At 66.5% G+C, this 21,672-nt stretch carries 19 protein-coding genes and 1 pseudogene; 17 read left to right on the plus strand and 3 right to left on the minus strand.

Annotation, left to right across the window (positions count from 1 at the left end; all coding sequences use genetic code 11):
- Positions 1-252: 252 nt before the first annotated feature.
- The 8 genes from CYJ26_RS09175 (at position 253) to efeB (ending at position 10,422) form a co-directional block, all read left to right on the plus strand.
- Positions 253-1,605, plus strand: coding sequence for an ABC transporter substrate-binding protein (locus CYJ26_RS09175; protein WP_006548083.1), 1,353 nt, complete (start codon positions 253-255; stop codon positions 1,603-1,605).
- Positions 1,606-1,763: 158 nt separating this feature from the next.
- Positions 1,764-2,609 carry a carbohydrate ABC transporter permease gene (locus CYJ26_RS09180; RefSeq protein ID WP_006548084.1) on the plus strand — a complete coding sequence of 282 codons (846 nt, stop codon included), beginning with the start codon at positions 1,764-1,766 and terminating at the stop codon, positions 2,607-2,609.
- Positions 2,606-3,544, plus strand: a complete 939-nt coding sequence (locus CYJ26_RS09185; RefSeq protein ID WP_034236392.1) for a carbohydrate ABC transporter permease — start codon at positions 2,606-2,608, stop codon at positions 3,542-3,544. The genes CYJ26_RS09180 and CYJ26_RS09185 overlap by 4 nt, the downstream gene beginning before the upstream one ends.
- A 279-nt stretch (positions 3,545-3,823) precedes the next feature.
- Positions 3,824-4,492 carry a MusI family membrane protein gene (locus CYJ26_RS09190; protein WP_006548086.1) on the plus strand — a complete coding sequence of 223 codons (669 nt, stop codon included), beginning with the start codon at positions 3,824-3,826 and terminating at the stop codon, positions 4,490-4,492.
- Between the two features lie 308 nt (positions 4,493-4,800).
- Complete coding sequence (locus CYJ26_RS09195; protein ID WP_006548087.1) at positions 4,801-6,087, plus strand: adenylosuccinate synthase; 1,287 nt, start codon at positions 4,801-4,803, stop codon at positions 6,085-6,087.
- Positions 6,088-6,627: 540 nt separating this feature from the next.
- Positions 6,628-7,536, plus strand: a complete 909-nt coding sequence (gene efeU, locus CYJ26_RS09200; RefSeq protein ID WP_006548090.1) for an iron uptake transporter permease EfeU — start codon at positions 6,628-6,630, stop codon at positions 7,534-7,536.
- A gap of 86 nt (positions 7,537-7,622) precedes the next feature.
- Positions 7,623-8,990 (plus strand): iron uptake system protein EfeO, encoded by a 1,368-nt coding sequence (efeO, locus tag CYJ26_RS09205; protein WP_006548091.1) that lies wholly within the window; start codon positions 7,623-7,625, stop codon positions 8,988-8,990.
- A gap of 160 nt (positions 8,991-9,150) precedes the next feature.
- Positions 9,151-10,422: an iron uptake transporter deferrochelatase/peroxidase subunit gene (efeB, locus tag CYJ26_RS09210; RefSeq protein ID WP_244902060.1), complete on the plus strand. Its 1,272-nt coding sequence runs from the start codon at positions 9,151-9,153 to the stop codon at positions 10,420-10,422.
- A 101-nt stretch (positions 10,423-10,523) separates the two neighbouring features.
- Here the strand turns inward: efeB and CYJ26_RS09215 are convergent, their stop codons facing one another.
- The 3 genes from CYJ26_RS09215 to CYJ26_RS09225 all read right to left on the minus strand — a co-directional run bounded on the left by CYJ26_RS09215 (position 10,524) and on the right by CYJ26_RS09225 (position 12,953).
- On the minus strand, positions 10,524-11,534 hold the full coding sequence (locus CYJ26_RS09215; protein WP_101638311.1) for an LppM family (lipo)protein: 1,011 nt from the start codon (positions 11,532-11,534) through the stop codon (positions 10,524-10,526).
- 96 nt (positions 11,535-11,630) lie between these two features.
- The gene (locus CYJ26_RS10760) at positions 11,631-11,780 is read right to left on the minus strand and encodes a flagellar basal body-associated FliL family protein (protein WP_180950881.1); all 150 of its coding nucleotides are present in this window, start codon (positions 11,778-11,780) and stop codon (positions 11,631-11,633) included.
- Between the two features lie 459 nt (positions 11,781-12,239).
- On the minus strand, positions 12,240-12,953 hold the full coding sequence (locus CYJ26_RS09225) for an LppM family (lipo)protein (RefSeq protein WP_244902061.1): 714 nt from the start codon (positions 12,951-12,953) through the stop codon (positions 12,240-12,242).
- A 343-nt stretch (positions 12,954-13,296) separates the two neighbouring features.
- On the opposite strand from CYJ26_RS09225, the gene CYJ26_RS09230 reads away from it, so the two are divergent.
- The 9 genes and pseudogenes from CYJ26_RS09230 (at position 13,297) to purD (ending at position 21,654) form a co-directional block, all read left to right on the plus strand.
- The gene (locus CYJ26_RS09230; protein WP_006548096.1) at positions 13,297-15,141 is read left to right on the plus strand and encodes a phosphoenolpyruvate carboxykinase (GTP); all 1,845 of its coding nucleotides are present in this window, start codon (positions 13,297-13,299) and stop codon (positions 15,139-15,141) included.
- A 411-nt stretch (positions 15,142-15,552) separates the two neighbouring features.
- Positions 15,553-16,302 carry a pectate lyase-like adhesive domain-containing protein gene (locus CYJ26_RS09235; RefSeq protein ID WP_006548097.1) on the plus strand — a complete coding sequence of 250 codons (750 nt, stop codon included), beginning with the start codon at positions 15,553-15,555 and terminating at the stop codon, positions 16,300-16,302.
- Between the two features lie 88 nt (positions 16,303-16,390).
- Positions 16,391-17,275 (plus strand): hypothetical protein, encoded by an 885-nt coding sequence (locus tag CYJ26_RS09240; protein WP_006548098.1) that lies wholly within the window; start codon positions 16,391-16,393, stop codon positions 17,273-17,275.
- A gap of 15 nt (positions 17,276-17,290) precedes the next feature.
- Positions 17,291-17,797 (plus strand): annotated as a pseudogene (locus CYJ26_RS11200) (Rib/alpha-like domain-containing protein); the annotation flags it as partial.
- 39 nt (positions 17,798-17,836) lie between these two features.
- The gene (locus CYJ26_RS11205; protein ID WP_316083638.1) at positions 17,837-18,136 is read left to right on the plus strand and encodes a hypothetical protein; all 300 of its coding nucleotides are present in this window, start codon (positions 17,837-17,839) and stop codon (positions 18,134-18,136) included.
- Positions 18,137-18,280: 144 nt separating this feature from the next.
- Positions 18,281-18,412, plus strand: coding sequence for an LPXTG cell wall anchor domain-containing protein (locus CYJ26_RS10765; RefSeq protein WP_006548100.1), 132 nt, complete (start codon positions 18,281-18,283; stop codon positions 18,410-18,412).
- A 610-nt stretch (positions 18,413-19,022) separates the two neighbouring features.
- Positions 19,023-19,961, plus strand: a complete 939-nt coding sequence (locus CYJ26_RS09255) for a hypothetical protein (protein ID WP_034236385.1) — start codon at positions 19,023-19,025, stop codon at positions 19,959-19,961.
- A gap of 106 nt (positions 19,962-20,067) precedes the next feature.
- A complete protein-coding gene (locus tag CYJ26_RS09260) occupies positions 20,068-20,334 on the plus strand; it encodes a hypothetical protein (protein WP_024035119.1) in 267 nt (88 codons plus the stop codon).
- A gap of 66 nt (positions 20,335-20,400) precedes the next feature.
- Positions 20,401-21,654: a phosphoribosylamine--glycine ligase gene (purD, locus tag CYJ26_RS09265; RefSeq protein ID WP_006548104.1), complete on the plus strand. Its 1,254-nt coding sequence runs from the start codon at positions 20,401-20,403 to the stop codon at positions 21,652-21,654.
- Positions 21,655-21,672: the final 18 nt, after the last annotated feature.

Genomic DNA, 21,672 nt, shown 5'->3' on the forward strand with positions numbered 1-21,672 from the left:
GTGATATGGCCGATGTAACAGACCTTGCATAAGGCTGAGATCGGCCCTGGATGTCAGGGAAGACGGCGGAACCTCAAGGTCAAATCTCTGTAAAGTTCCGTGCAAGGCTTGCAGCAAGGGCCTGTCTCGTGTGTAATGGAGTTGTCAACGCCGCACGTGAGCGCCAGCCCCTCCGGACCGGAGCTCCCCAGCGGTCGTCGCTCTCGAAGCGGGCATCCGCCCGCTCATCCGATGTCCAAAGGAGGACAAGACATGCGACTCATCTCCCGGCGTTCCATGCTCGGCGGCTCTGCGGCCATCGCCCTGGCCGCGACCCTGGCTGCTTGCTCCAACGGCTCCGGTGGCGGCTCGGGCTCAGACTCCGACTCTGCTGAGGGCTCGGTCTACTTCCTCAACTTCAAGCCCGAGGCTGAGGCTGCTTTCAAGACCATCGCCGAGGCCTACAAGGCCAAGACCGGTGTGACCGTCAAGGTCGTCACCGCCGCGTCCGGCACCTACGAGCAGACCCTGCAGTCCGAGGTCGCCAAGTCTGACGCCCCCACGATCTTCAACATCAACGGCCCCGTGGGTCTGGCCACCTGGAAGGACTACGCCCTTGACCTGTCGGACACCGACTTCGTCAAGGCCCTGACCGACTCCTCGATGGCCCTGACCGACGACTCCGGCACGGTCTACGGCTCCCCGCTGGCCACCGAGGGCTACGGCTTGATCTACAACGGCGCCATCCTGGACAAGTACTTCGCCACCGACGGCGCCAAGGCGACCTCCGTCGACGAGATCAAGGGCTTTGACAAGCTCAAGGAGGTTGTCGAGGACATGCAGGCCAAGAAGGCTGACCTCGGCATCGACGGCGTCTTCGCCTCCACCTCGCTGGCTCCCGGCGAGGACTGGCGCTGGCAGACCCACCTGGCCAACTACCCCGTCTACTACGAGTTCCGCGACAAGAAGGTCACGGACACCTCCGATCTTGAGCTGACCTACTCGGACAACTACAAGGACATCTTCGACCTCTACATCAACAACTCCACCATCGCCCCCTCGGAGACCTCGGCGAAGACGGTCTCGGACTCCATGGCTGAGTTCGCGCTCGGCAAGGCCGCCTTCGTCCAGAACGGAAACTGGGCCTGGTCCCAGATCTCCGAGGTCGAGGGCAACACGGTCAAGGAGGAGGACATCCACTTCATGCCGATCTACGTCGGTGTCGAGGGCGAGGATAAGTCCGGCATCGCGCTGGGCACGGAGAACTACCTGTCCGTCAACTCCCAGGTCTCCGAGGCCAGCCAGAAGGCATCCATCGATTTCCTCAACTGGCTGTTCACCGACGCCGAGGGCGCCAAGCTCCTCACGGACAACTCGGTGGTCTCCATGGCCCCCTACTCGGCCTTCACGGACCTCGCCCCGGCCGACCCGCTGGGCAAGGAGGTCGTTGACTACATGAGCAACTCCGAGCTCTACCCGATCAACTGGGTCTTCCAGACCTTCCCGAGCCAGGACTTCAAGGACCAGCTCGGCCAGCACCTGGCCCAGTACGCCGCCGGCTCGGAGGACTGGGACGCGGTCAAGGACTACTTCGTGTCCGAGTGGAAGGCGGAGAAGAGCGCCTGACCCGCGCTCAATCCCTTCCGGGACCCTCAACCTGAGGGCATGACGACGGCGCCCGGCCAGCCGGTCGGGCACCGTCGCCACACCGGGGGTGCGGCGCCGTCGTCGCTCCCCGTCTGTCCAACCCCGCAGCCAGATCCCGTGACTCATCCGAGGCCCACATGACTCAGTCGCTTAAGAAGTATTTCCTCATCTTCACCGGCCCCACGCTGATCGCCTTCCTCATCGCCTTCATCGTGCCTTTCTTCATGGGCCTGTACCTGTCGCTGACCAAGTTCACGACGCTGACCAACACCACCTGGGTGGGTCTGGACAACTACCGCACGGCCCTGGCCGGCGGTACCGGGTTCGTGCGCGCGCTCGGATTCACGGCGCTGGTCTCGGTGATCTCGATCGTGACGGTCAACCTCGGCGCCTTCGCCCTGGCCTACCTGCTCACCCGCAAGCTGCGTGGCACCAATGCTTTCCGCTCGGTGTTCTTCATGCCCAACCTCATCGGTGGCATCGTGCTGGGCTACACCTGGCAGGTCATGCTTAACGCCATCCTGCGCCACTGGAACCAGACCATCGTCAACGACTGGCACCTGGGCATGATCGGCTTGATCCTGCTGGTGAACTGGCAGCTCATGGGCTACATGATGATCATCTACATCGCCGGGCTCCAGAACGTGCCGCCCGAGCTCATCGAGGCGGCCCAGATCGACGGCGCCTCCAAGTGGCGCACGCTGCGCAACGTCACCATCCCGATGGTCATGCCTTCGATCACCATCTGCCTGTTCCTCACCCTGGCCAACACCTTCAAGATGTACGACCAGAACCTGGCGCTGACCAACGGCGCACCGCTCAAGCAGACACAGATGGCGGCCCTCAACATTGTCGACCTCATGTACAAGCAGGTGGGCAAGCAGGGAGTCGCTCAGGCGCAGGCCGTCATCTTCTTCCTCATCGTCTCCGTCATCGCCGTGCTGCAGCTGCGCGCGACCCGTGCCAAGGAGGTGGACGCATGAGCGCCCAGACCCACGCCCCTGCCACCAACCGCAGCGGCGCGACCCAGGATGCCACCAAGGCCCCCGCCACGGTGGCGCGGGCGGCCCGGCCGGCTCGCCGTCGTCAGACCGCCGGCCAGAACGTGCTGACCGGACTGCTGACGGTGCTCTCCCTCATCTGGGTCATCCCGCTGCTGTTCATCCTGCTCAACTCCTTTAAGGGCAAGTTCTACATCTCCGACTCGCCCTTCTCACTGCCCACCGGCGAGACCTTCGCAGGCCTAGACAACTACGTCACGGGTCTGCAGCTGTCCGGCTTCGCGCGGGCGATCGGCTGGTCGCTGTTCATCACCGTGGGCTCCGTGGCCGTGATCGTGCTGCTGACGGCAATGACCGCTTACTACATCACGCGTGTGAAGACCTGGTGGACCTCGCTGATCTACTACCTCTTCGCCTTCTCGATGATCGCCCCCTTCCAGCTGGTCATGTTCCCGACCGTCAAGATCGCGGACACACTGGGGCTGGCCACGCCCTGGGGCATGATCGTGCTCTACCTGGGCTTCGGAGGCGGGCTGAGCGTCTTCCTGTTCGCCGGCTTCATCAAGTCCGTCCCTATGGAGATCGAGGAAGCGGCCTACATGGATGGCTGCTCGCCGCTGCAGAGCTACTTCCGCGTGGTGATGCCGCTGCTCAAGCCGACCTCGGTGACGGTGGCCGTGCTCAACGCCATGTGGGTGTGGAACGACTTCCTCCTGCCCAACCTCGTCATTGGCCAGGACGAGCGCTACAAGACGATCCCGATCGTCATCCAGATGCTCGTGGGCTCCAACGGTAACCGTGACATGGGTGCGCAGATGGCCATGCTGGTGTTGGCGATTATCCCGATCGTCATCTTCTACCTCTTCGGCCAGAAGCACATTGTGGAGGGCGTGGCCGCCGGCGCGGTCAAGGGCTGACCCCGCCTCCTCCCGCCGGCGCCTCTGCCTGGTGTCTGCTCGGCGCCGGGGCTCGCCTGCGCTCGACCTCTCGGCTCGCCTCCGCCGTCGTTTCAGGCCCCGAACAGTCGATTCCCATGCTCCCCGCAACGGAACCGACTGTTCAGGGCCTGAAACGACGGGGGGCTCTCAAGCCACGGCCGGCACCGCAAACGAGGGTTCCGGGCCTGAATTGACGTGCGGGCGGCGTCGGCACGGGCGCGATACTTGCCTTGCACCTTCGCCCTTCCAGGAGCTCGTATGCCCCGACTTATTCGTCTCGACTCGCCCTTCTACCGCGCGTGGTCCTCGGCGGCCGACCTCGTCGTCGTCAACATCCTGACCCTCCTGGCCTGCCTACCGGTGCTCACGGCCGGCGCCGCGCTCACGGCGTGCGCGCGCGTGACGATGGAGATGGCGCGCGAGGAGGACAGCTACACGGTGCGTACCTGGTGGCGGTCCTTCCGCGGCAACCTGGCGCAGTCGCTGGTGTGGTGGCTGCCCGTGCTGGTGCTGGGAGCGCTGGCTGGAGCGATGAACCTGTGGCTTGGTCAGGCTGAGATCGCGGGCGCCTCTGCTGACGGTGCAGGTCTCAGCCCGACCCTCCTGGCGGTCATGCGTGGCCTGGTGATGGCGGGCGGGCTCATCGTGGTGGGCGTGTTGGTGTGGCTCGTGCCGCTGGTGGCCTTCTTTGAGAACACGGTCGGCTCGCACGTGGCCAATGCGGCGCGCCTGGCGGTGGGGCACCTGGGGCGTACGGTGGTGTGCCTGGTGCTGCTTGCTGTGCCGACGGCGGTGCTCGCCCTGCTGCCGGTCTCTCGCCTGGCCCTGGGCTGGTTCATGGTGCTCCTGGGGGTTGCCTTCCTGGGGTACCTCGTGGCTCTGGTGCAGCGCAGGGTGATCGACGCCCTGCGCGAGGCGGCGTGCTAAGAGCCACTGGCTTCTCGCGCTGATTGCCTCCGCGCTGCCCCATGCGTCCGTCGGTTTAGGCCGTGGACAGTCGGTTTGGTTGTGGCGGGGATGGGGATCGACTGTTGAGGGCCTAAAGCGACGGATTGGCGGGGCCGGCGCGTCTGCCAAGGCGGACGAGCATGGGGCTAGAGGACCGTGAAGCCAGCGCGTGCGAAACCAGCGGGCGCCCCAGCCCAAACCTCCGATCCGAACGCGCGGCCCGCCGCTCCGGTAGGCTGATGGGCGGCGTGTTCACACTCGCGCCAACGACAATCCAGGGAGCACATATGCCAGCCGTTGTGGTCGTCGGAACCCAGTGGGGCGACGAAGGCAAGGGAAAGGCGACTGACCAGCTCGGTCAGGACGTCGACTACGTGGTGAAGTTCAACGGCGGCAACAACGCCGGCCACACCGTCGTCATCGACGGGGAGAAGTTCGCCTTCCACCTCCTGCCCGCCGGCGTGCTCACGCCCGGAGTCGTGCCGATCATCGGCAACGGCGTCGTGGTGGACCTGGAGGTCCTCTTCAACGAGATCGCCGAGATCGAGGCGCGCGGTAAGGACGCCTCCAGCCTGCGCATCTCCGCCAACGCCCACATCATCCCCTCCTACAACCGCGTGCTCGACCGCACCACCGAGCGCTTCCTTGGTGCCCGCCAGCTGGGCACCACCGGTCGCGGCATCGGCCCGACCTACGCGGACAAGATGAACCGCGTGGGCATCCGAGTCCAGGACCTGTTCGACGAGTCGATCCTGCGCCAGAAGGTCCACTCAGCCCTCGACCAGAAGAACGGTCTGTTCCTCAAGGTCTTCAACCGCCCGGCTATCGACCCGGACGAGGTCGCTGACGAACTGCTGTCCTATGCCGAGCGCGTGCGTTCCATGGTCATCGATTGCTCTCTGGTTCTCAACGACGCCCTCGACGCCGGCAAGACGGTCCTCTTCGAGGCGGGCCAGGCCACGATGCTGGACATCGACCACGGCACCTACCCCTTCGTCACCTCCTCCAACCCCACTGCCGGCGGCGCCTGCACTGGTACGGGCGTGGGCCCCACGCGCATCGACTCGGTGGTCGGGGTCGTCAAGGCCTACACGACCCGCGTGGGCGAGGGCCCCTTCCCCACCGAGCTGCTGGACGACATGGGCGAGCGCCTGCGCACGGAGGGTGGCGAGTTCGGCGTGACCACCGGCCGCCCGCGTCGCTGCGGCTGGCACGACGCCGTCGTCACCCGCTACGCCTGCCGCGTCAACGGCCTGACGGACCTGGTCATGACCAAGCTCGACGTGCTGACCGGTCACGCGACCATCCCGGTGTGCGTGGCCTACGACGTCGACGGCGAGCGCACCGAGGAGATGCCGCTGACCCAGACCGGCTTCCACCACGCCAAGCCGATCTACGAGGAGCTGCCCGGCTGGAGCGAGGACATCACGGGCGTGCGTGAGTTCTCCGACCTGCCCCAGGCCGCGCAGGACTACGTGCTGCGTATCGAGGAGCTGGCACGCACGCGCATCAGCGCTATCGGTGTGGGCGCGGGTCGCGAGGCCACGATCACGCGCCACAAGCTGCTGGGCTGAGTCCGTCGCTGGGCGGCAGACCAGTGTTGCTGGTCTAGCTTGCTCAGTTCATGACGACGGCGGCCGGGTACCTTTCTCAGGTGCCCGGCCGCCGTCGTGTGCCGGGGGGGGGTGTTGCCTGCGGCGGTGATCCTGCGCGGCGGTCATCGTGCGCGGTGTCTACTGCTACCTCGTTCTGGCGTTCGCCACCTCTTGGTGTTGGTCGCTACCCCGTGGCGCGCGCTGTGGGGGTGCGAAGGGCGTGAAGGGGTAGCGGAGGTGGTGTTGGGGTAGCGAGGGGTGGGTCAGGGGGTGAGGTTTGCGGGGGAGCGCGGCTGTGGGGAACAAAGAGCCAGCGCCCCAGCGCCCCAGCGCCCCAGCGGCCCGACGCCCCGGCGCCCAAGCCCCTGCCCCCCCCCGCACAGCACCTAGCCCCGCAGGGAGATGACACCAAGCCCCCCACAAGTCCCATCAGAGTTGTCAATCTTACCTAGGTAAGGCTAGCCTTCTGGAAGTCATAGTGGGGCCGAGCGCCTCGCGGCCACTGCCTGAAGACTCGCCTTGTTCATTGCCAACCTGCTCATCGCGCTGCGCGAGGGCTTCGAAGCCGCGCTCATCGTCGGCATCATCGCCGCCTACCTGGTTCGCAGCGGCCGCCGCGACGTCTTGCCCAAGATGTGGCTCGGCGTCCTCCTGGCCGCCTGCCTGCCGCTCGCGCTGGGCGCTGTGCTGACCTGGGGCCCCAAGACCCTGACCTTCCAGGCCCAGGAGATCATCGGCGGCAGCCTGTCCCTCCTGGCCGTGGCCATGGTGACCTGGATGATCTTCTGGATGGGTCGCAACGCCCGCATGCTCAAGAAGGGCATCGAGGGTGACCTGGAGGACGCGCTGTCAGACTCCTCCTCCGGCTGGGGCGTGGTGTGGATCGCCATCATCTCCGTCGGCCGCGAGGGCCTGGAGACCGCCCTGTTCATCTGGGCCACGGTCAAGTCCTCGGTGGAGAACCACGTCGCGGCAACCAGCGCCGGTGTGGTGGTGGGCCTGCTCATCGCCATCGTCCTGGGCTGGCTGGTCTACAAGGGTGCGGCCAGCATCAACATGCGCCTGTTCTTCGCTATCACGGGCTACTTCCTCATCTTCGTGGCTGCGGGTGTGGTCTCCTACGCCGTCGCCGACTTCCAGGAGGCTGGCCTCCTGCCCGGCATCATGAACCACGCCTGGGACATCTCCGCCTACCTGCCGGGCCAGACCTCGCCGATCCACTGGCTCTACATCGTGGCCAAGGCGATGTTCCAGGTGGAGGTCCAGCCCACGGTGGCCCAGGTCATCGGGTGGTGGCTCTACCTCGTGCCCACCCTCGTCCTGTTCACCCGCCAGGTCCGTGGCTCGGCCAGGCGCGCGGCCGGCGCAGCGCCCGCCGCGCAGGACGACGACGCAGCCAGCTCTCGCTCGGCCGTCGCCTCAGCCTGAGCCCCCAGGCCTCCTTGACGCCTTGTCGCTACCGACCACTTGACTACCGACCACCCAGTTCCCAACCACACCCACAGGAGAATCACGTGACCACTTCCGCCCGCCCCGCTCTGCGTGGCACCACTCGCCGTACCGCGCTCACGCTGCCGCTGCTGGCCCTGGCTGGCTTCGGCCTGGCCGGCTGCGTGGACAACAAGCCCGCCTCCTCCGGCGCGTCCGCCGGCGCGTCCGCCGGTGCCTCCGCGGGCGCCACCGAGGTCACCGTCACGATCACCGACGACGGCCTGGAGCTGTCCACCACCACCTTCCCCTCCGGCGTGGTCACCTTCACCATGACCAACAACGGCACGGTGGCCAACGAGTTCGAGATCTTGACGGAGAACAAGCTGCAGATCGTCTCCGAGCAGGAGAACATCGGCCCCGGCACCACCGCCTCGCTGACCACGGCACTGTCCGAGGGCACGTACTACGCGGCCTGCAAGCCGAATATGGTGGGCGAGCTCAAGGGCGTCACCGAGCTGACGATCACCAAGGGCGCCGCCGTGGAGGTCTCCGAGGACGTGGCCGAGCTGGAGAAGCAGGCCGTCACCAACTACACCGCCTACGTGCGTGACCAGGTGGGCCAGCTGCTGGAGGCTACCAAGACCTTCACCGAGGCATACCTCGGCGGGGACGCGGACAAGGCCAAGGAGCTCTACCCGCTGGCCCGCCAGCACTACGAGCGCATCGAGCCCACCGCCGAGTCCTTCGGCATCGAGGCTGCTGGTGACCTGGATGAGGCCCTGGACCTGCGTATCCAGGACCTGGCTGCTGACGCCGGCGTGGAGACCACGGACGCCTCCGTGATCGGCACCTGGACCGGCTGGCACCGCATTGAGGCGGACCTGTGGGACGGCGGGGAGGGCTCGCCCTTCGCCTTCGCTGACGACGCCGCCCGCAAGGCAGTGGCCGACAAGCTGGTGGAGGACACCCAGAAGCTCTACGACCTTGTCTACGGCAACATCGAGGGCCCCTCGGGCACCTACGAGCTGACCCTGACCGACGTGGCCACGGGCGCTGCCTCGCTGCTGGAGGAGGTCGCCCTGTCCAAGATCGTGGGCGAGGAGGAGACCTTCTCCCACACCGACCTCTACGACTTCAAGGCCAACGTCGAGGGCGCCGAGGTCGCCTACGGCAACGTCCAGGCCATCGTCGAGAAGAATGACGCGGACCTGGCTACCAAGATCGACGAGGGCCTGAAGAAGGTCAATGACCTCATTGCCGCTCACGAGGACGGCACCACGGCCGACGGCGCCACGAAGTATGTGGACTACTCCACCATCGCCGAGGTGCAGGTCAACGCCGGTGAGGCTCCCTCGGACACCGACTACACCGATGTCCAGCGCGAGTTCTCCGACGCCGTCAACGCCTTGAGCGAGTCCCTGTCCCAGGTTGCCGGCACCGTCCTGCACTGAGAGGCGGCAGACGATGACGCAGTCGAGAGCATCTGAGCACGAGTCGGAGACTAGGGGCACAGCCGAGCAGGCTGGGGCCGCCGGACCGGCGCAGGCCGCCGCACCCACCGAGCCGACGGCGCCCGCGGCGCCCGCGGGGTCCGGTCCGGACCGGCCGCGGGTGAGCCGGCGTGCTGCCTTCACCGCGGCGGGCTTCGGCGCGGCGATGGCAGGACTGGCCGGATTCGGGGCTGGGCGTGCCACTGCCGCCGAGCCGGTGGAGCACACGGCACTGGCCTACGACTTCCGCGGCGAGCACCAGGCCGGGATCCTCACCCCCGCCCAGGACACGCTCTACGTGGCGGCCTTTGACGTCAGCACGGATGACGCCCAGGAGCTCAAGGAGCTCATCGCGGCCTGGACGGTGGCTGCTGAGCAGATGTGTGCCGGCGAGCTCGTTGGCGGGGAACCGGACGCTAACGAGCAGCTGCCGCCCAAGGACACGGGCGAGGCCTGGGGCTACCCGGTCTCGGGGCTGACCATCACCTTCGGTGTGGGCAAGTCCTTGTTCGTGGACGCTGATGGCAACGACCGTTTTGGTCTCAAGGACAAGATGCCGGCGATCCTGGATGAGGGCATGCCGAGCTTCCGGGGCGACCAGCTGCGTGAGGCTGACTCGGACGGCGACCTGCTCATCCAGGTCTGCTCCGACGACGCCCAGGTCTCGGTCCACGCGATCCGCAACCTCACGCGCATCGCCTTCGGCACGGCCACCATGCGCTGGAGCCAGATTGGTTACGGACGCACCTCCTCCACCTCCACGGACCAGGAGACGCCTCGCAACCTCTTTGGTTTCAAGGACGGGACGAACAACGTCAAGGCGCAGGACTCCGCTGACGAGCTCGCCGAGCACCTGTGGGTCCAGCCGGGCGACGACGACGCAGCCTCCTGGATGGAGGGCGGCACCTACTTCGTGGCGCGCAAGATCCGCATGTACTCCGAGGTCTGGGACCGCATCCGGCTCATCGAGCAGGAGCAGGTCTTCGGTCGGGACAAGCGCTACGGGGCGCCGCTGAGTGTCACGGATCCGACCTCCTCCAAGGACGAGTTCACCGCGGTGGACTACGAGGCCACGGATGCTGAGGGAGAGCCGCTGGTGCCGGCGGACTCCCACATCTCCATCGTCGCGCCTGAGCGCAACTCGGGGCGGCGGATGCTGCGCCGCGGCTACAACTACACCGAGGGCAACGACTCGTTGGGGCAGCTGCAGACGGGTCTGTTCTTCATCGCCTTCGTGCGTGACCCGCGCACGAACTTCTATCCGATCCTGGACAAGATGACGAAGAACGACGCTCTGCAGGAGTACCTGCAGCACCGTAGTGCGGCGTTGTTCGCGGTGCCGCGTGGGGTGGCGAAGTCGGACACGACCTGGGCGCAGGCGCTGTTCGCCTGACGACGGACCACCTATGTGCTGACCGACCACGTGATGCGCGATGGACCCCTGGAATCACGCAATTCCAGGGGTCCATCGCGCATCACGTGGTCGGTGGTGGATCAGGAGGTCGGAGTCTGGGGCGTCGACGGCGGGATCGGCTGCTCGGGGGCCTGACCGTAGCCAGGGGCAGAGGCTGCCGAGGGCTGGCCGGGGGTGAGGGGCTGCGTCGGAGGAACCGGCTGGCTCGGCTGAGCCGGCTGGCCGAACGGGGGCTGAGCCGGCTGGCTCGGCTGGGGTGCCGGGAAACCTGTGGGGGCCTGACCGTAGCCGGGGGCAGAGGCTGCCGAGGGCTGGCCGGGGGTCAGGGGCTGCGTCGGAGGAGCCGGCTGACCGTACGGGGCCTGAGTGGGCTGACCGGGCTGGGGCACCGGGAAGCCGGCAGCTGCCTGGGTGCCCGGCTGGCCGTAGAGCGGGGCGGGGGCAGCCTGCGACTTCTTCTTCTGGCGGATGATCACCACCGCCACCACGGCACCGATAGCGGCGAGCAGCACGACGCCGCCCACCACCCACAGCAGCAGGGAACCAGTACCGCCGCCAGCGTCCTCAGCGACCGCGTGCAGGTTCTCGGTCTCCTTGGTCAGGTCCCAGGACACGGTGTTGCCGTCGATGGTCGCGTTGCCGGAGGCCTCAGTGACCTTTCCGGGGAAGGTGATGGAGTAGGTGAACTCCTCCAGGTAGGCCGAGGCTGAGCTCATGTCGCTCATCGGCATGTCGAAGACGTACTTGCCGTCAGTGTGGACGAGTCCGTCACCACTATCGGTCACGTCCCCCATGGTCAGGCCGGAGGCCGTGATGAGGCAGGCGGGGTTGCCGTTGTGCTCGGTGAAGGTGTACTCGGCAGTGGCGCCGTCGGGCAGCTCAGAGGTGTAGTCGGCCAGGTCGCTGGCATTGCAGTCCGACTCGGTCAGCGTGCCCGTGGAGTCCCACATGAGGAAGGCCATGTCAGCGGTGTCGTCGCTGTGGATCGTGATGTCAGCGCGCAGGCCGCAGGCGCTGAGCAGCATGACCAGTGGGACGAGCGCCAAGGCGCCGAGCCGTCGTAGGGAACGGGAGTGTGAGGTGGTACTCATGTGCTGAGCATACGGAACAGGGTCCTCGCCCTGCGGCCCCAACGCGCCCAGGGTTCCTGGTTAGTGACGGAGTGTTTACCTCCCGGTTAAGTCGGTCTAGTTGGGGCTTACGGTCTGCTGACCGCGCTGGCCCTGGTGCGCCCGCCACCACCACGTGCCACCGGCTCCCGCCAGGATGACGACGACGCCGACCACCATCCACAGCCAGGGTGAGCCTGCGGAGCTGGTCTCCTCCTGCGCGCGCACGGCGACGGGGGGGGGGCGGTGCGTCGAGGTCCTCGGCCACGGTGGTCGGGGCTGCCTCGATGGGCTCCTCGCTGGCCACCGAGGGGGATGAGACCGAGGGGGAGGCCGTGGCCACACCGGCCACCATGATGTCGCCGATCTCCTCCAGGAGGTTGTCATCCCAGATGGCGACGTTGTCCTCAAAGCGGAGCATGCGCCCTGAGGAGGCCATGAACTCGCCGGGGAAGGTCACCGTGAGGTCGACCTTGGGCTCGGGATCCACCTGCCTGGCCCGGCTCATGAGCTCAGCGTCCTCAATGGTGGTGCGAGGGATATAGAGCTCGAACAGGTCGCCACGCGGCGTGATCCTGGCGCCCTTGTTCGCCGCGTTGTAGGCCTCGAAGGAGTCGTAGGTGGCGGTCACCTGGCAGGCAGGCCGTTGCCGGCCGGCGCCGGCCAGCGGGCTGCGCGCCTGGGACCTTAAGACCGTGCACCGCGGCGCGAGCGCCGCCAGCGCCAGACAGCGGCCACGCCCAGCAGCACCCCGGCACCGCCCACGCAGGCGATGAGGGTGGTGGCGTGACGCTCCCACCAGCTCAGTCCCTCGTTGGTGGTGGCGTGCCCGGTGGCGCGCACCCCGGCCGTCAGGGCGCTGGTGTCCGTCCAGGTGACGGTGGAGCCGTGGACGCTCCCGCCTCCGGCGTCGACGACGGCGCCGGGGAAGGTGATGGAGACGCGGGCGTCGACGACGCCGGCTAGCGAGTCCGTCGGGGAGCTCGTCGCCTGCGGGGCGGCCTGCTCTGCCGCGCTCGTGCCGGGGGAGGGGGTGGCAGGGGCGCTGGCTGCGTCGTCGGGCTCCTGGGTGGGGGCGGCCGGGTCCGCGCCTCCGGTGACGGAGGCGGCCAGCCCGGTGAGGTCGACGACGTAGAGGTCGCCGTCGCGGGTGACCAGGGCTGCGGTGCCAGTAGCCTCAGAGGACTGACTTACCTCCACCCCACGGATGGTGACGCGGCAGCCTGGCCCGGCGTCGTCGTCGGCCGATCCGATGCTCTCGGCGCTTACGGTCCCGGAGGAGGAGCCGACCAAGGAAGGATCGGCCAGGCTCGAGCAGTCGGTGTCTGCGGACAGGACCGTGCCGGTGGTGTCCCGCATCTCCAGGGTGACGTCGTAGGTGCCGGAAGGCGAGATTGTCATGTCCATATGCGCTGTGCAGCTGGCGAGGGCGAGCATGAGCGGGACCATGGTCGCAGTAGCGGCGAGGCGACGGCGTCGCCCCTGCGGCCGGCGTCGAGCAGGGTGGTGGGCGAGGCGGTGGTCGTGCAGCACGGCATGACGCTAACCCAGGCTGCTTCACTCGTGGCGGAATGCGGTGCGCCGGGTCTGTGAAGCAGGTGAAAGCCTGCGATGTGGCGGAAATCACCAGCGAGGCGGGAATGGGGTTGGGACTTTGGGACCTAAGGGGACGTGCCCTGGGCGCGGGGTTGAGAGAGGATAGGTCCGACAACCAAAGTCACACGAACCCATGAAAGGGACTCCCATGACTGTGTCTGCGCAGGATGTCCGCGCCGCGGCCCCCGCAAATGCCCCTGAGGACGTCATCGACTTCGCCATCCGCCTGGCGGAGCTCGGCAAGCCCGAGAACGTCTACTTCTGCGACGGTTCCCAGGAGGAGTGGGACCGCCTGACCTCTGAGATGGTCGAGTCGGGCATGTTCACCCGCCTCAACCCGGAGAAGCGTCCCAACTCCTTCCTTGCTCGCTCGCTGCCCTCGGACGTCGCCCGTGTGGAGTCCCGCACCTTCATCTGCTCCGAGAAGGAGGAGGACGCGGGTCCGACCAACCACTGGTACGACCCGGCCGAGATGAAGAAGATCCTCAACGAGAAGTTCGACGGCACCTACGCCGGCCGCACGATGTACGTCATCCCCTTCTCCATGGGTCCGCTCGGCGGTCCGATCTCCCAGCTGGGTATCGAGATCACCGACTCCCCCTACGTTGTGGTCTCCATGCGCATCATGGCCCGCATCGGCACCAAGGCCATGGACCTCATCAACGAGGGCCGCACCTGGGTCCCGGCCGCGCACTCCGTGGGTGCCCCGCTGGCCCCGGGTCAGAAGGACACCACCTGGCCGTGTAACGAGGAGAAGTACATTACGCACTTCCCCGAGACCAACGAGATCTGGTCCTACGGCTCCGGCTACGGCGGCAACGCCCTGCTGGGCAAGAAGTGCTACGCGCTGCGTATCGCCTCCACCATGGCCCGCCGCGACGGCTGGATGGCCGAGCACATGCTCATCCTGCGCCTGACCGACGAGAAGTCCGGCAAGCAGTACCACGTCACCGCTGCCTTCCCGAGCGCCTGCGGTAAGACCAACCTCGCCATGCTCGAGCCCACCATCGCTGGCTACAAGGTTGAGACCGTCGGTGACGACATCGCGTGGATGCGTCCTGGCGAGGACGGCCGCCTGCGCGCCATCAACCCCGAGGCCGGCTTCTTCGGTGTTGCCCCGGGTACGTCCTACAAGACCAACCCGATGGCCATGGACACCATGAAGGCCAACACCATCTTCACCAACGTCGCTCTGACCGACGATGGCGACGTGTGGTGGGAGGGCATCGACGGCGAGCAGCCCGAGCACCTCATTGACTGGCAGGGCAACGACTTCACCAAGGCCGACTCTGAGGCTGGCAAGAAGGCCGCGCACCCGAACTCGCGCTTCACCACGCCTGCTTCGCAGTGCCCGATCATCTGCCCCGACTGGGAGGCTCCCGAGGGCGTCGCGATCGACGCCATCCTCTTCGGTGGCCGCCGCGCCTCCAACGTGCCGCTCGTTGCCGAGCAGTACGAGGGCGCCCACGGCGTGTTCATCGGCGCCTCCGTGGCCTCTGAGGTCACCGCTGCCGCTACCGACGTCAAGGCCGGCTCGCTGCGCCATGACCCCTTCGCCATGCTGCCCTTCTGCGGCTACAACATGGCCGACTACTGGGGTCACTGGCTGGAGATGCAGGCCAAGCTGGGTGACAAGTTCCCGAAGATCTACCAGGTCAACTGGTTCCGCAAGGACGAGAACGGCAAGTTCCTGTGGCCGGGCTTCGGGGACAACGCCCGTGTCCTGGACTGGATCGTGCGCCGTTCCTCCGGCGAGGTCGAGGGCATCGAGGGTGTCACGGGCATCTACCCCAAGTTCGAGGACTTCAACCTCGAGGGCGTGGACGTGGACAAGGCTGCCTGGGACAAGATGTACGACATCGACCCCGACGCCTGGGCTGCCGAGATGGACGACACCGAGGAGTACTTCAAGCAGTTCGGTGACAAGGTCCCGGCCGAGATCACCGCGCAGCTGGCGAAGTTCCGCGAGCGTATCGCTGCGGCGAAGGCCTGAGTGCTGGCTCACGCCGCGGCGAAGTCTGGTGGTAGACATCGCCACGTGCAGATTCTACCGACGGCGTAGTGCGGTCAGACGGTGCGCGAACACCGTTCATTGATCATTCACAGACAACTGGCGCCTCCGACTTTGGTCGGGGGTGCCAGTTGCTGTCTGGAGTGTTGCTAGGGCGAGGAAAAAGGAGGGTGAGGCATTCTCTGATAGGTCTCCATGATCCGTCTGATTGGGCGGTATTTCGCGGTTTTCTCTATGGGATACGACACCGTATCCGCTCCTTGACCCCCTGGATAAAGGCCTCGTAACGTCACGCCGTCCCACCCTGCGGACGAGGAGTGAAGTCCCTGCACAGGTTTCCCTCAGGGGTGACCGAGGCGGCAGTCCGCGAGACCTCGAACAGAGAGAGAACACTTGACTGATCTGAAAGGTCACCCGACTGAGGGTGGCGAGCTGCTCCCCAAGAAGAACCTGCTTGGCGCCTCGATGCGCCGCTTCAGCTTGGTGACCACCTCGGTCGCCACCGTCGCGCTGGTGCTTGGAAGTGGCATCGGTGGCGGCACGGCTTTCGCGGTGGACGCTCCGGCAGCGGCCTCGGCGGCCACCGCACCTGTGGTGCAGGGTGAGTCCGTCACCGTCAGCACGGCGCAGGAGTTCATTGACGCGCTCACGAAGGGCACGGCCCCCATCATCAAGATCGGCGCGAACATCGACCTCAACGACGTGCCGGGCGGATCGAAGACCGTTCAGAACGCGATCAACAACGCGGCGAGCAAGCGGAGCGTCCTCATTGAGTCCGCTGAGGGCGGCCGCTACACCCTCGACTTCGGCACCTACGCCTTCAACATGGGCACGGGCACGACGACCAGCCAGAACGTCACCGTCACCATGAAGAACCTGGACCTCTACGGCCAGAACTACTTCTCGATGATCTCCAACGCGGGTACCTACAACTTCGAGAACGTGACCTACACGGGCTCGCAGATGGTGTATGCCACCAAGGGTGACATCAACTACTACGGCAACGTCAAGGCCAAGTCGGTCGTCAGCTTCACCAACGCGGCGACGGGCAAGACCTACGACACCGCCAGCAGCGGCAACCAGCAGGTCATTCAGGGAGGCATGGCGATCTTCAAGGCCGGCAGACGTCACCCTGGCCACTGAGGCCGGCAACGTCCTTGAGATCGCGAGCGGCGGCTCCGGCGTCATCGTCGAAGAGGGCGCCAACGTCGCCATCGCCCCGCGCTCCAAGGTGCTGGCTGAGAATCCCACGAGCGGGGTTTCCTACGGTATCGACCTCAACGGCTCGAACCTCGTCGTCCAGCCGGGCGGGACCCTGAACGTCGACGCCAAGAACGTGGGCACCTACGGCGGCCGCATCATCAACCTCGGCACCGGCGCCACGATCAACGCCAACCCGTACTCGGCCTTCACGGTGGCCGTCCAGGGCGCAGGCAACCTCTCCGCCATCACCGTTGGCAGCGGCGCGACGCTAAACGTCAACCAGCCCGAGCTCTTCGACATCAACCTCACCCAGAACACCGGCACGAACACCTGGCTCGTCTCGAGCGGCACGGTGAACGTCAACAACTCGCGCCAGCAGTTCGACAGCGGCCAGTGGTCCGAGCCGATCAACGAGATGACGATCGGCTACACGCGCGGCCAGGCCAAGGTGAGCTCGCTCGAGTCCACGACCCAGGACGCCGAGAACGCCATCAAGGCCAACACCGACGGCAAGACCGCGAACCGTCTGACCTTCTCGAAGGCCGACGGCGCGGTGGACATCGTCGACGATGAGCTCGCGCTCTCCGACGACAACAAGCTCACCGGCCGGGTCACGGTCGACGACGGCTCCAAGGACACCCTCGACAACCAGACCGACGGCAGCCCGCAGGACGTCTACATCAGCGTCACGGTCAACACGCAGCAGGCGGCCAACAAGGTTGATCCCCGCCCGTACTGGCGTCAGGAGACCACGAATTACCAGGTGAAGACCGGTGCTGACGGCACGTTCTCCGTTGACCTGTCCCAGTTCGCCACGCTTCTCGAGGATGGCAAGACCACCATCGCCATCACGGCGACCAAGGACTTCATCGGCGACACCGCCTCCAAGACGGTCGTTGAACTGCGCGCGTAGAACAAGAAGTACGAGCCTATCGACGCGGACACCACGGTTGAGGCCGGCCAGAGCAAGCAGGTGTCGCCGACCTTCCAGAAGGACGGGCAGCCCTTTGTGGGCATCCCGACTGGCGCCTCTTTCGCCTTCGGTGGCGTGCAGACTCGTGCGGCCGGCGATGCAGTGCCGAGCTGGGTGAGTATCGACTCCACGACGGGAACGATCACGACTGCTCCTGGAGCAAACGACGTGGCGGACGACCCGTACACGGTGCCGGTCACCGTGACCTATAGCGACGGCACGATCGATAACGTCGACGCCAAGATCGCCGTCACCGAGAAGGCTGCCACCGACAAGGCTGGTCTTGCTGCGGAGATCGCCAAGGAGTCCGAGGTCAAGGGCGCCGACGGTTTCAAGAACGCCTCTCAGGAGAAGAAGCAGGCCTACAAGGACGCTCTGGCTAAGGCCGACGAGGTTCTCAAGGACTCTGACGCCACCCAGGCTGAGGTCGACGCCGCCAAGGACCGTCTCGCCAACGCCGCGGATGCGCTGAACGGCGAGGCCACGCACTTCGACGGCCTGATCAACGCCATCACGGACGCCAACACGGCCAAGGGAACCGACGCCTACAAGAACGCGTCCGATGACGCGAAGAAGGCGCTCGACGAGGCACTGGCCGAGGCCGAGGCCGTTCGCGACAACCCGAAGGCCACCCAGGCCGAGGTCGACGCCGCCAAGGAGAAGCTGGAGAACGCCCAGAAGGTGCTCGACGGCAAGGAGACGGACAAGTCTGGTCTCCAGTCCTCGATCAGCGACGCCAACGGTGCTCGTGGCGCCGACTCCTACAAGAACGCCACTGACGGGGCCAAGCAGGCTCTCTAGGAGGCTCTGAAGGAGGCTGCCGAGGTCAACGCGAACCCCAACGCCACCCAGGCTGAGGTCGACGCCGCGCTCAAGGCCCTCAATGACGCTTCCAGCGCCCTTGATGGCAAGACGACGGCGGACGGCAAGTCCGGTGAGAAGTCGGTGGGTGCTCAGCTGCGCAAGCTGGCCAAGACCGGTGCGCAGACCAGCTGGCTCTGGCTCTCGGCGCTGCTGGCCGGTTCCGGCGCGGTGCTGGTGAGCAAGCGTCGCCGCAAGGACGAGCAGGACGCCTGAGTCTGACCACTCCACAGGTCGTGAGCTGAGGGCTCGCGGCTAGACAGGGAGGCCACCCCGGATGGGGCGGCCTCCCTTCGTTGTGTCCTATTTCTTGTTGTGGATCTGTGCCGCCATCGTGCGGCAAGAGTGGGGTGTGGGGAGGGGTGCTACAGGGACTTCAGATGGGCCCGCTGTCGTGAGCCTTGGGGCATACTGTGAGATGCCGGACGTCGGCGATGACGCTTATATGAGCCTTTCGGCCTATTTTCCGGGGCGACACGCCGATGTGAGACCTGAGCCTCAGTTTTCACACCAGTAACAACTAGCGCTGCGGTACCACGTCTTGCTCAGTTTTACCTGAGCACGCACCCAGCGTGACCTATCCCTTCGTTCGTGCTCTGGTGCGGGAGGAACCTCCTCATCACGATCGTGAGGGACTCTCACTGTCAAGGAGAATTCACATAGCACACTCCAAGTCCATCGGGGCGGCCGCCGCTGCCGCCGCCCTTCTCATCGGGGGGCGAGCACCGCTGCTGCTGACGTCGACCCCGTCAACCTCTGCGACGCTCTGACCGTCGACGCCCCGGCTTCGGGTGAGGACGACCGGATCGGGAAGGTCCATCAGTATGTGGGTGACGTGGCCGAGGTAGAGGTCGCGGGCATCCCGGGCCGGACGAGCAACACCGAGATTGGCGGTTTCAGGCTTCCGCTCACGGCTTTCGACTACAGTGTCACGGTTACTGACATCATTGACCTTAGCCTGGTCGGTAAGGTAGCCAACTGCTCTGTTGAGGCTGTTGAGCAGATCAACTGGATCAACGTCGACTCGGTTCGCCCCGACTTCGATGAGGTTGCGCGTGGTCCGATCACCTTCCCGGCGGTCGACGATGGCGCCACCGTGGTCTACCGCATCATCGACAAGGTGAATGGCAGGGTCCTCCCCGGTTTCAAGGACACCTACAACGAGGGCGAGGTCGTTGAGGCTCCCAGCTCCCAGTTCGTCGTTACCGCTCAGGTGACTGGCCCGGAGAACGCCTTCTTCGAGGGATCCCAGGGTCAGCGCGGCCACCAGCCCTGGTGGGCGTTCCGGGGCCCCGAGTTCCAGCAGCTCGAGGAGGCGAAACCCGGCGTCACGTTCAGTGACGAGGACAACAGCGTGGCCCTCGACGCCGTTGAGGGCGCGGATGACTTCCTCGTCAAGGATGGCGAGACGCGCACCCTGATCGACCCTGCCGGCTACAAGTGGTCGGTTGAGTCTGGCGAGGTTCAGGTTGTGGCTGTTCCCAAGGATGGCTTCTACCTGCGTGACGCCGCCGGCAACACTGTTGAGGAGCTGACCTGGACGCACGTCTTCAAGGGTGAGGCTGAGCCGGCCCTGGGCGACTCCGAGTCCCCCAAGGGCGAGGAGACCAAGGACGCCGACAAGAAGGCTGACGAGAAGAAGGACGACGCTAAGAGGTCCGGCAAGAAGACCCTCGCCAAGACTGGTGCCGGCCTCGGCATCGCCGTCCTGGCCTCCGGTCTGGTCGGTTCCGGTGCGGTGCTCGCCCGTCGCCGCAACGCCTGATTCAGGCTTCTGTCACCTGTGACAGAACACCGTGAATAGGGCTCGGGGCCGGTAGGAAGACCTACCGGCCCCGAGCCCATTCTTTTCCCGTTCCAAGGAGACTCGCATGACTGAACCCCTACCTCCTTCTGCGTCCCCCGATGTCTCCGACGTCGAGGCTGACCACAGTCTTGCCGCTGAGACTGAGTCTGAGACTCCCAGCAAGCCGAGGTCTTGGCTGCTTATCTGGGGCATCGTGGCCCTGGTTGGCGCCGTCCTCCTCGCGGTATCGCTCGGATATCTCATCGTGGCTGGCAACGACACCCCGACGGTCTCCTCGGCTCCTGCTGCGGACGCCACGTCCATGACTGGCATCGGGACTGGGGCCATCTAGGCATTCGATGTGTGTCGGCCCCACCTGTTTCGCCGTCCGTGCGCCCAACCCCGCTACCCTGACCCTGTGAAGATCCTCCTTCTGGGCTCCGGCGCCCGCGAACACGCCCTCGCCCGTGCCCTCGCCGCAGACCCGCAGACCACCGAGCTCATTGCCGTCCCCGGAAACCCCGGCATCGCCGCCGTCGCCACCAACATCAAGGCGGACCCCACCTCGCCCACCGAGGTCACCCAGCTCGCCGTCGAGATGCAGGCCGACCTCGTCGTCGTCGGTCCCGAGGCGCCGCTGGTGGCAGGCGTGGCCGACGCCCTGCGCGAGGCCGGCATCCCCGTCTTCGGCCCCGGCGCCGAGGCAGCCCGCCTCGAGGGATCCAAGGCCTTCGCCAAGGAGGTGATGCAGGCCGCCGGCGTTCCCACCGCCGAAGCTGCCGTATGCACCACCCAGGCTGAGCTTGAGGCCGCCTTCGACCGCTTCGGCGCCCCCTACGTTGTCAAGGATGACGGGCTCGCCGCCGGCAAGGGTGTTGTGGTCACCGAGGACCGCGCCGCCGCCCTCGCCCACGGACTGGCCTGCCTGGCCAAGGAGGGTGGGCGCGTCGTCGTCGAGGACTACCTCGACGGTCCTGAGGTCTCCCTCTTCTGCGTCTGCGACGGCGCCACCGTCCGCCCCCTCGCCCCCGCCCAGGACTTCAAGCGCCTGGCAGACGGCGACGCAGGCCCCAACACCGGTGGCATGGGCTCCTACACTCCGCTCACCTGGGCGCCCGCGGACCTGACCGAGCAGGTCGTCGCCGAGGTCGCCCAGCCCGTGGTCGACGAGATGGCCCGTCGCGGCACCGCCTTCTCCGGCCTGCTCTACTGCGGCCTGGCCCTGACCAGCCGCGGCCTGCGCGTGGTGGAGTTCAACGTCCGCTTCGGCGACCCCGAGACCCAGGCCGTGCTCGCGCGCCTGACCTCCTCGCTGCCCCAGCTGCTCCTCGCCTCCGCCACGGGTACCCTCCACGAGGTCCCCGCCCCCACCTGGTCCGAGCAGGCCGCCGTCGACGTGGTCCTGGCCGCCCCGGGCTACCCCGGCACCGTCACCACCGGCGGGCGGATTACCGGGATCGAGGAGGCCGAGGCGCAGCCCGGCGTCCACGTCCTGCACGCCGGCACCGGACTGGATGACGACGGCGAGCTCGTCGCCACCGGCGGGCGCGTGCTGTCCGTCGTCGCCCTGGGGGACACGGTGGAGCACGCGCGCGCTCGTGCCTACGAGGCGCTGTCCCATATCCACCTCGACGGCGCCCAGTACCGCACCGATATCGCACTGGGCCGCTGATCCAGCACTGTCCGGTCT

This window comes from Actinomyces urogenitalis (assembly GCF_002861525.1).
GTDB classification, from domain to species: Bacteria; Actinomycetota; Actinomycetes; order Actinomycetales; family Actinomycetaceae; genus Actinomyces; species Actinomyces urogenitalis.

Bases quoted from the DNA above. Each gene is read 5' to 3' on its own strand.
- CYJ26_RS09175 (WP_006548083.1), top strand. From the start codon at position 253: ATGCGACTCATCTCCCGGCGTTCCATGCTCGGCGGCTCTGCGGCCATC.
- CYJ26_RS09180 (WP_006548084.1), top strand. From the start codon at position 1,764: ATGACTCAGTCGCTTAAGAAGTATTTCCTCATCTTCACCGGCCCCACG.
- CYJ26_RS09185 (WP_034236392.1), top strand. From the start codon at position 2,606: ATGAGCGCCCAGACCCACGCCCCTGCCACCAACCGCAGCGGCGCGACC.
- CYJ26_RS09190 (WP_006548086.1), top strand. From the start codon at position 3,824: ATGCCCCGACTTATTCGTCTCGACTCGCCCTTCTACCGCGCGTGGTCC.
- CYJ26_RS09195 (WP_006548087.1), top strand. From the start codon at position 4,801: ATGCCAGCCGTTGTGGTCGTCGGAACCCAGTGGGGCGACGAAGGCAAG.
- CYJ26_RS09215 (WP_101638311.1), bottom strand. From the start codon at position 11,534: ATGAGTACCACCTCACACTCCCGTTCCCTACGACGGCTCGGCGCCTTG.
- CYJ26_RS09225 (WP_244902061.1), bottom strand. From the start codon at position 12,953: ATGACAATCTCGCCTTCCGGCACCTACGACGTCACCCTGGAGATGCGG.
- CYJ26_RS09230 (WP_006548096.1), top strand. From the start codon at position 13,297: ATGACTGTGTCTGCGCAGGATGTCCGCGCCGCGGCCCCCGCAAATGCC.
- CYJ26_RS09260 (WP_024035119.1), top strand. From the start codon at position 20,068: ATGACTGAACCCCTACCTCCTTCTGCGTCCCCCGATGTCTCCGACGTC.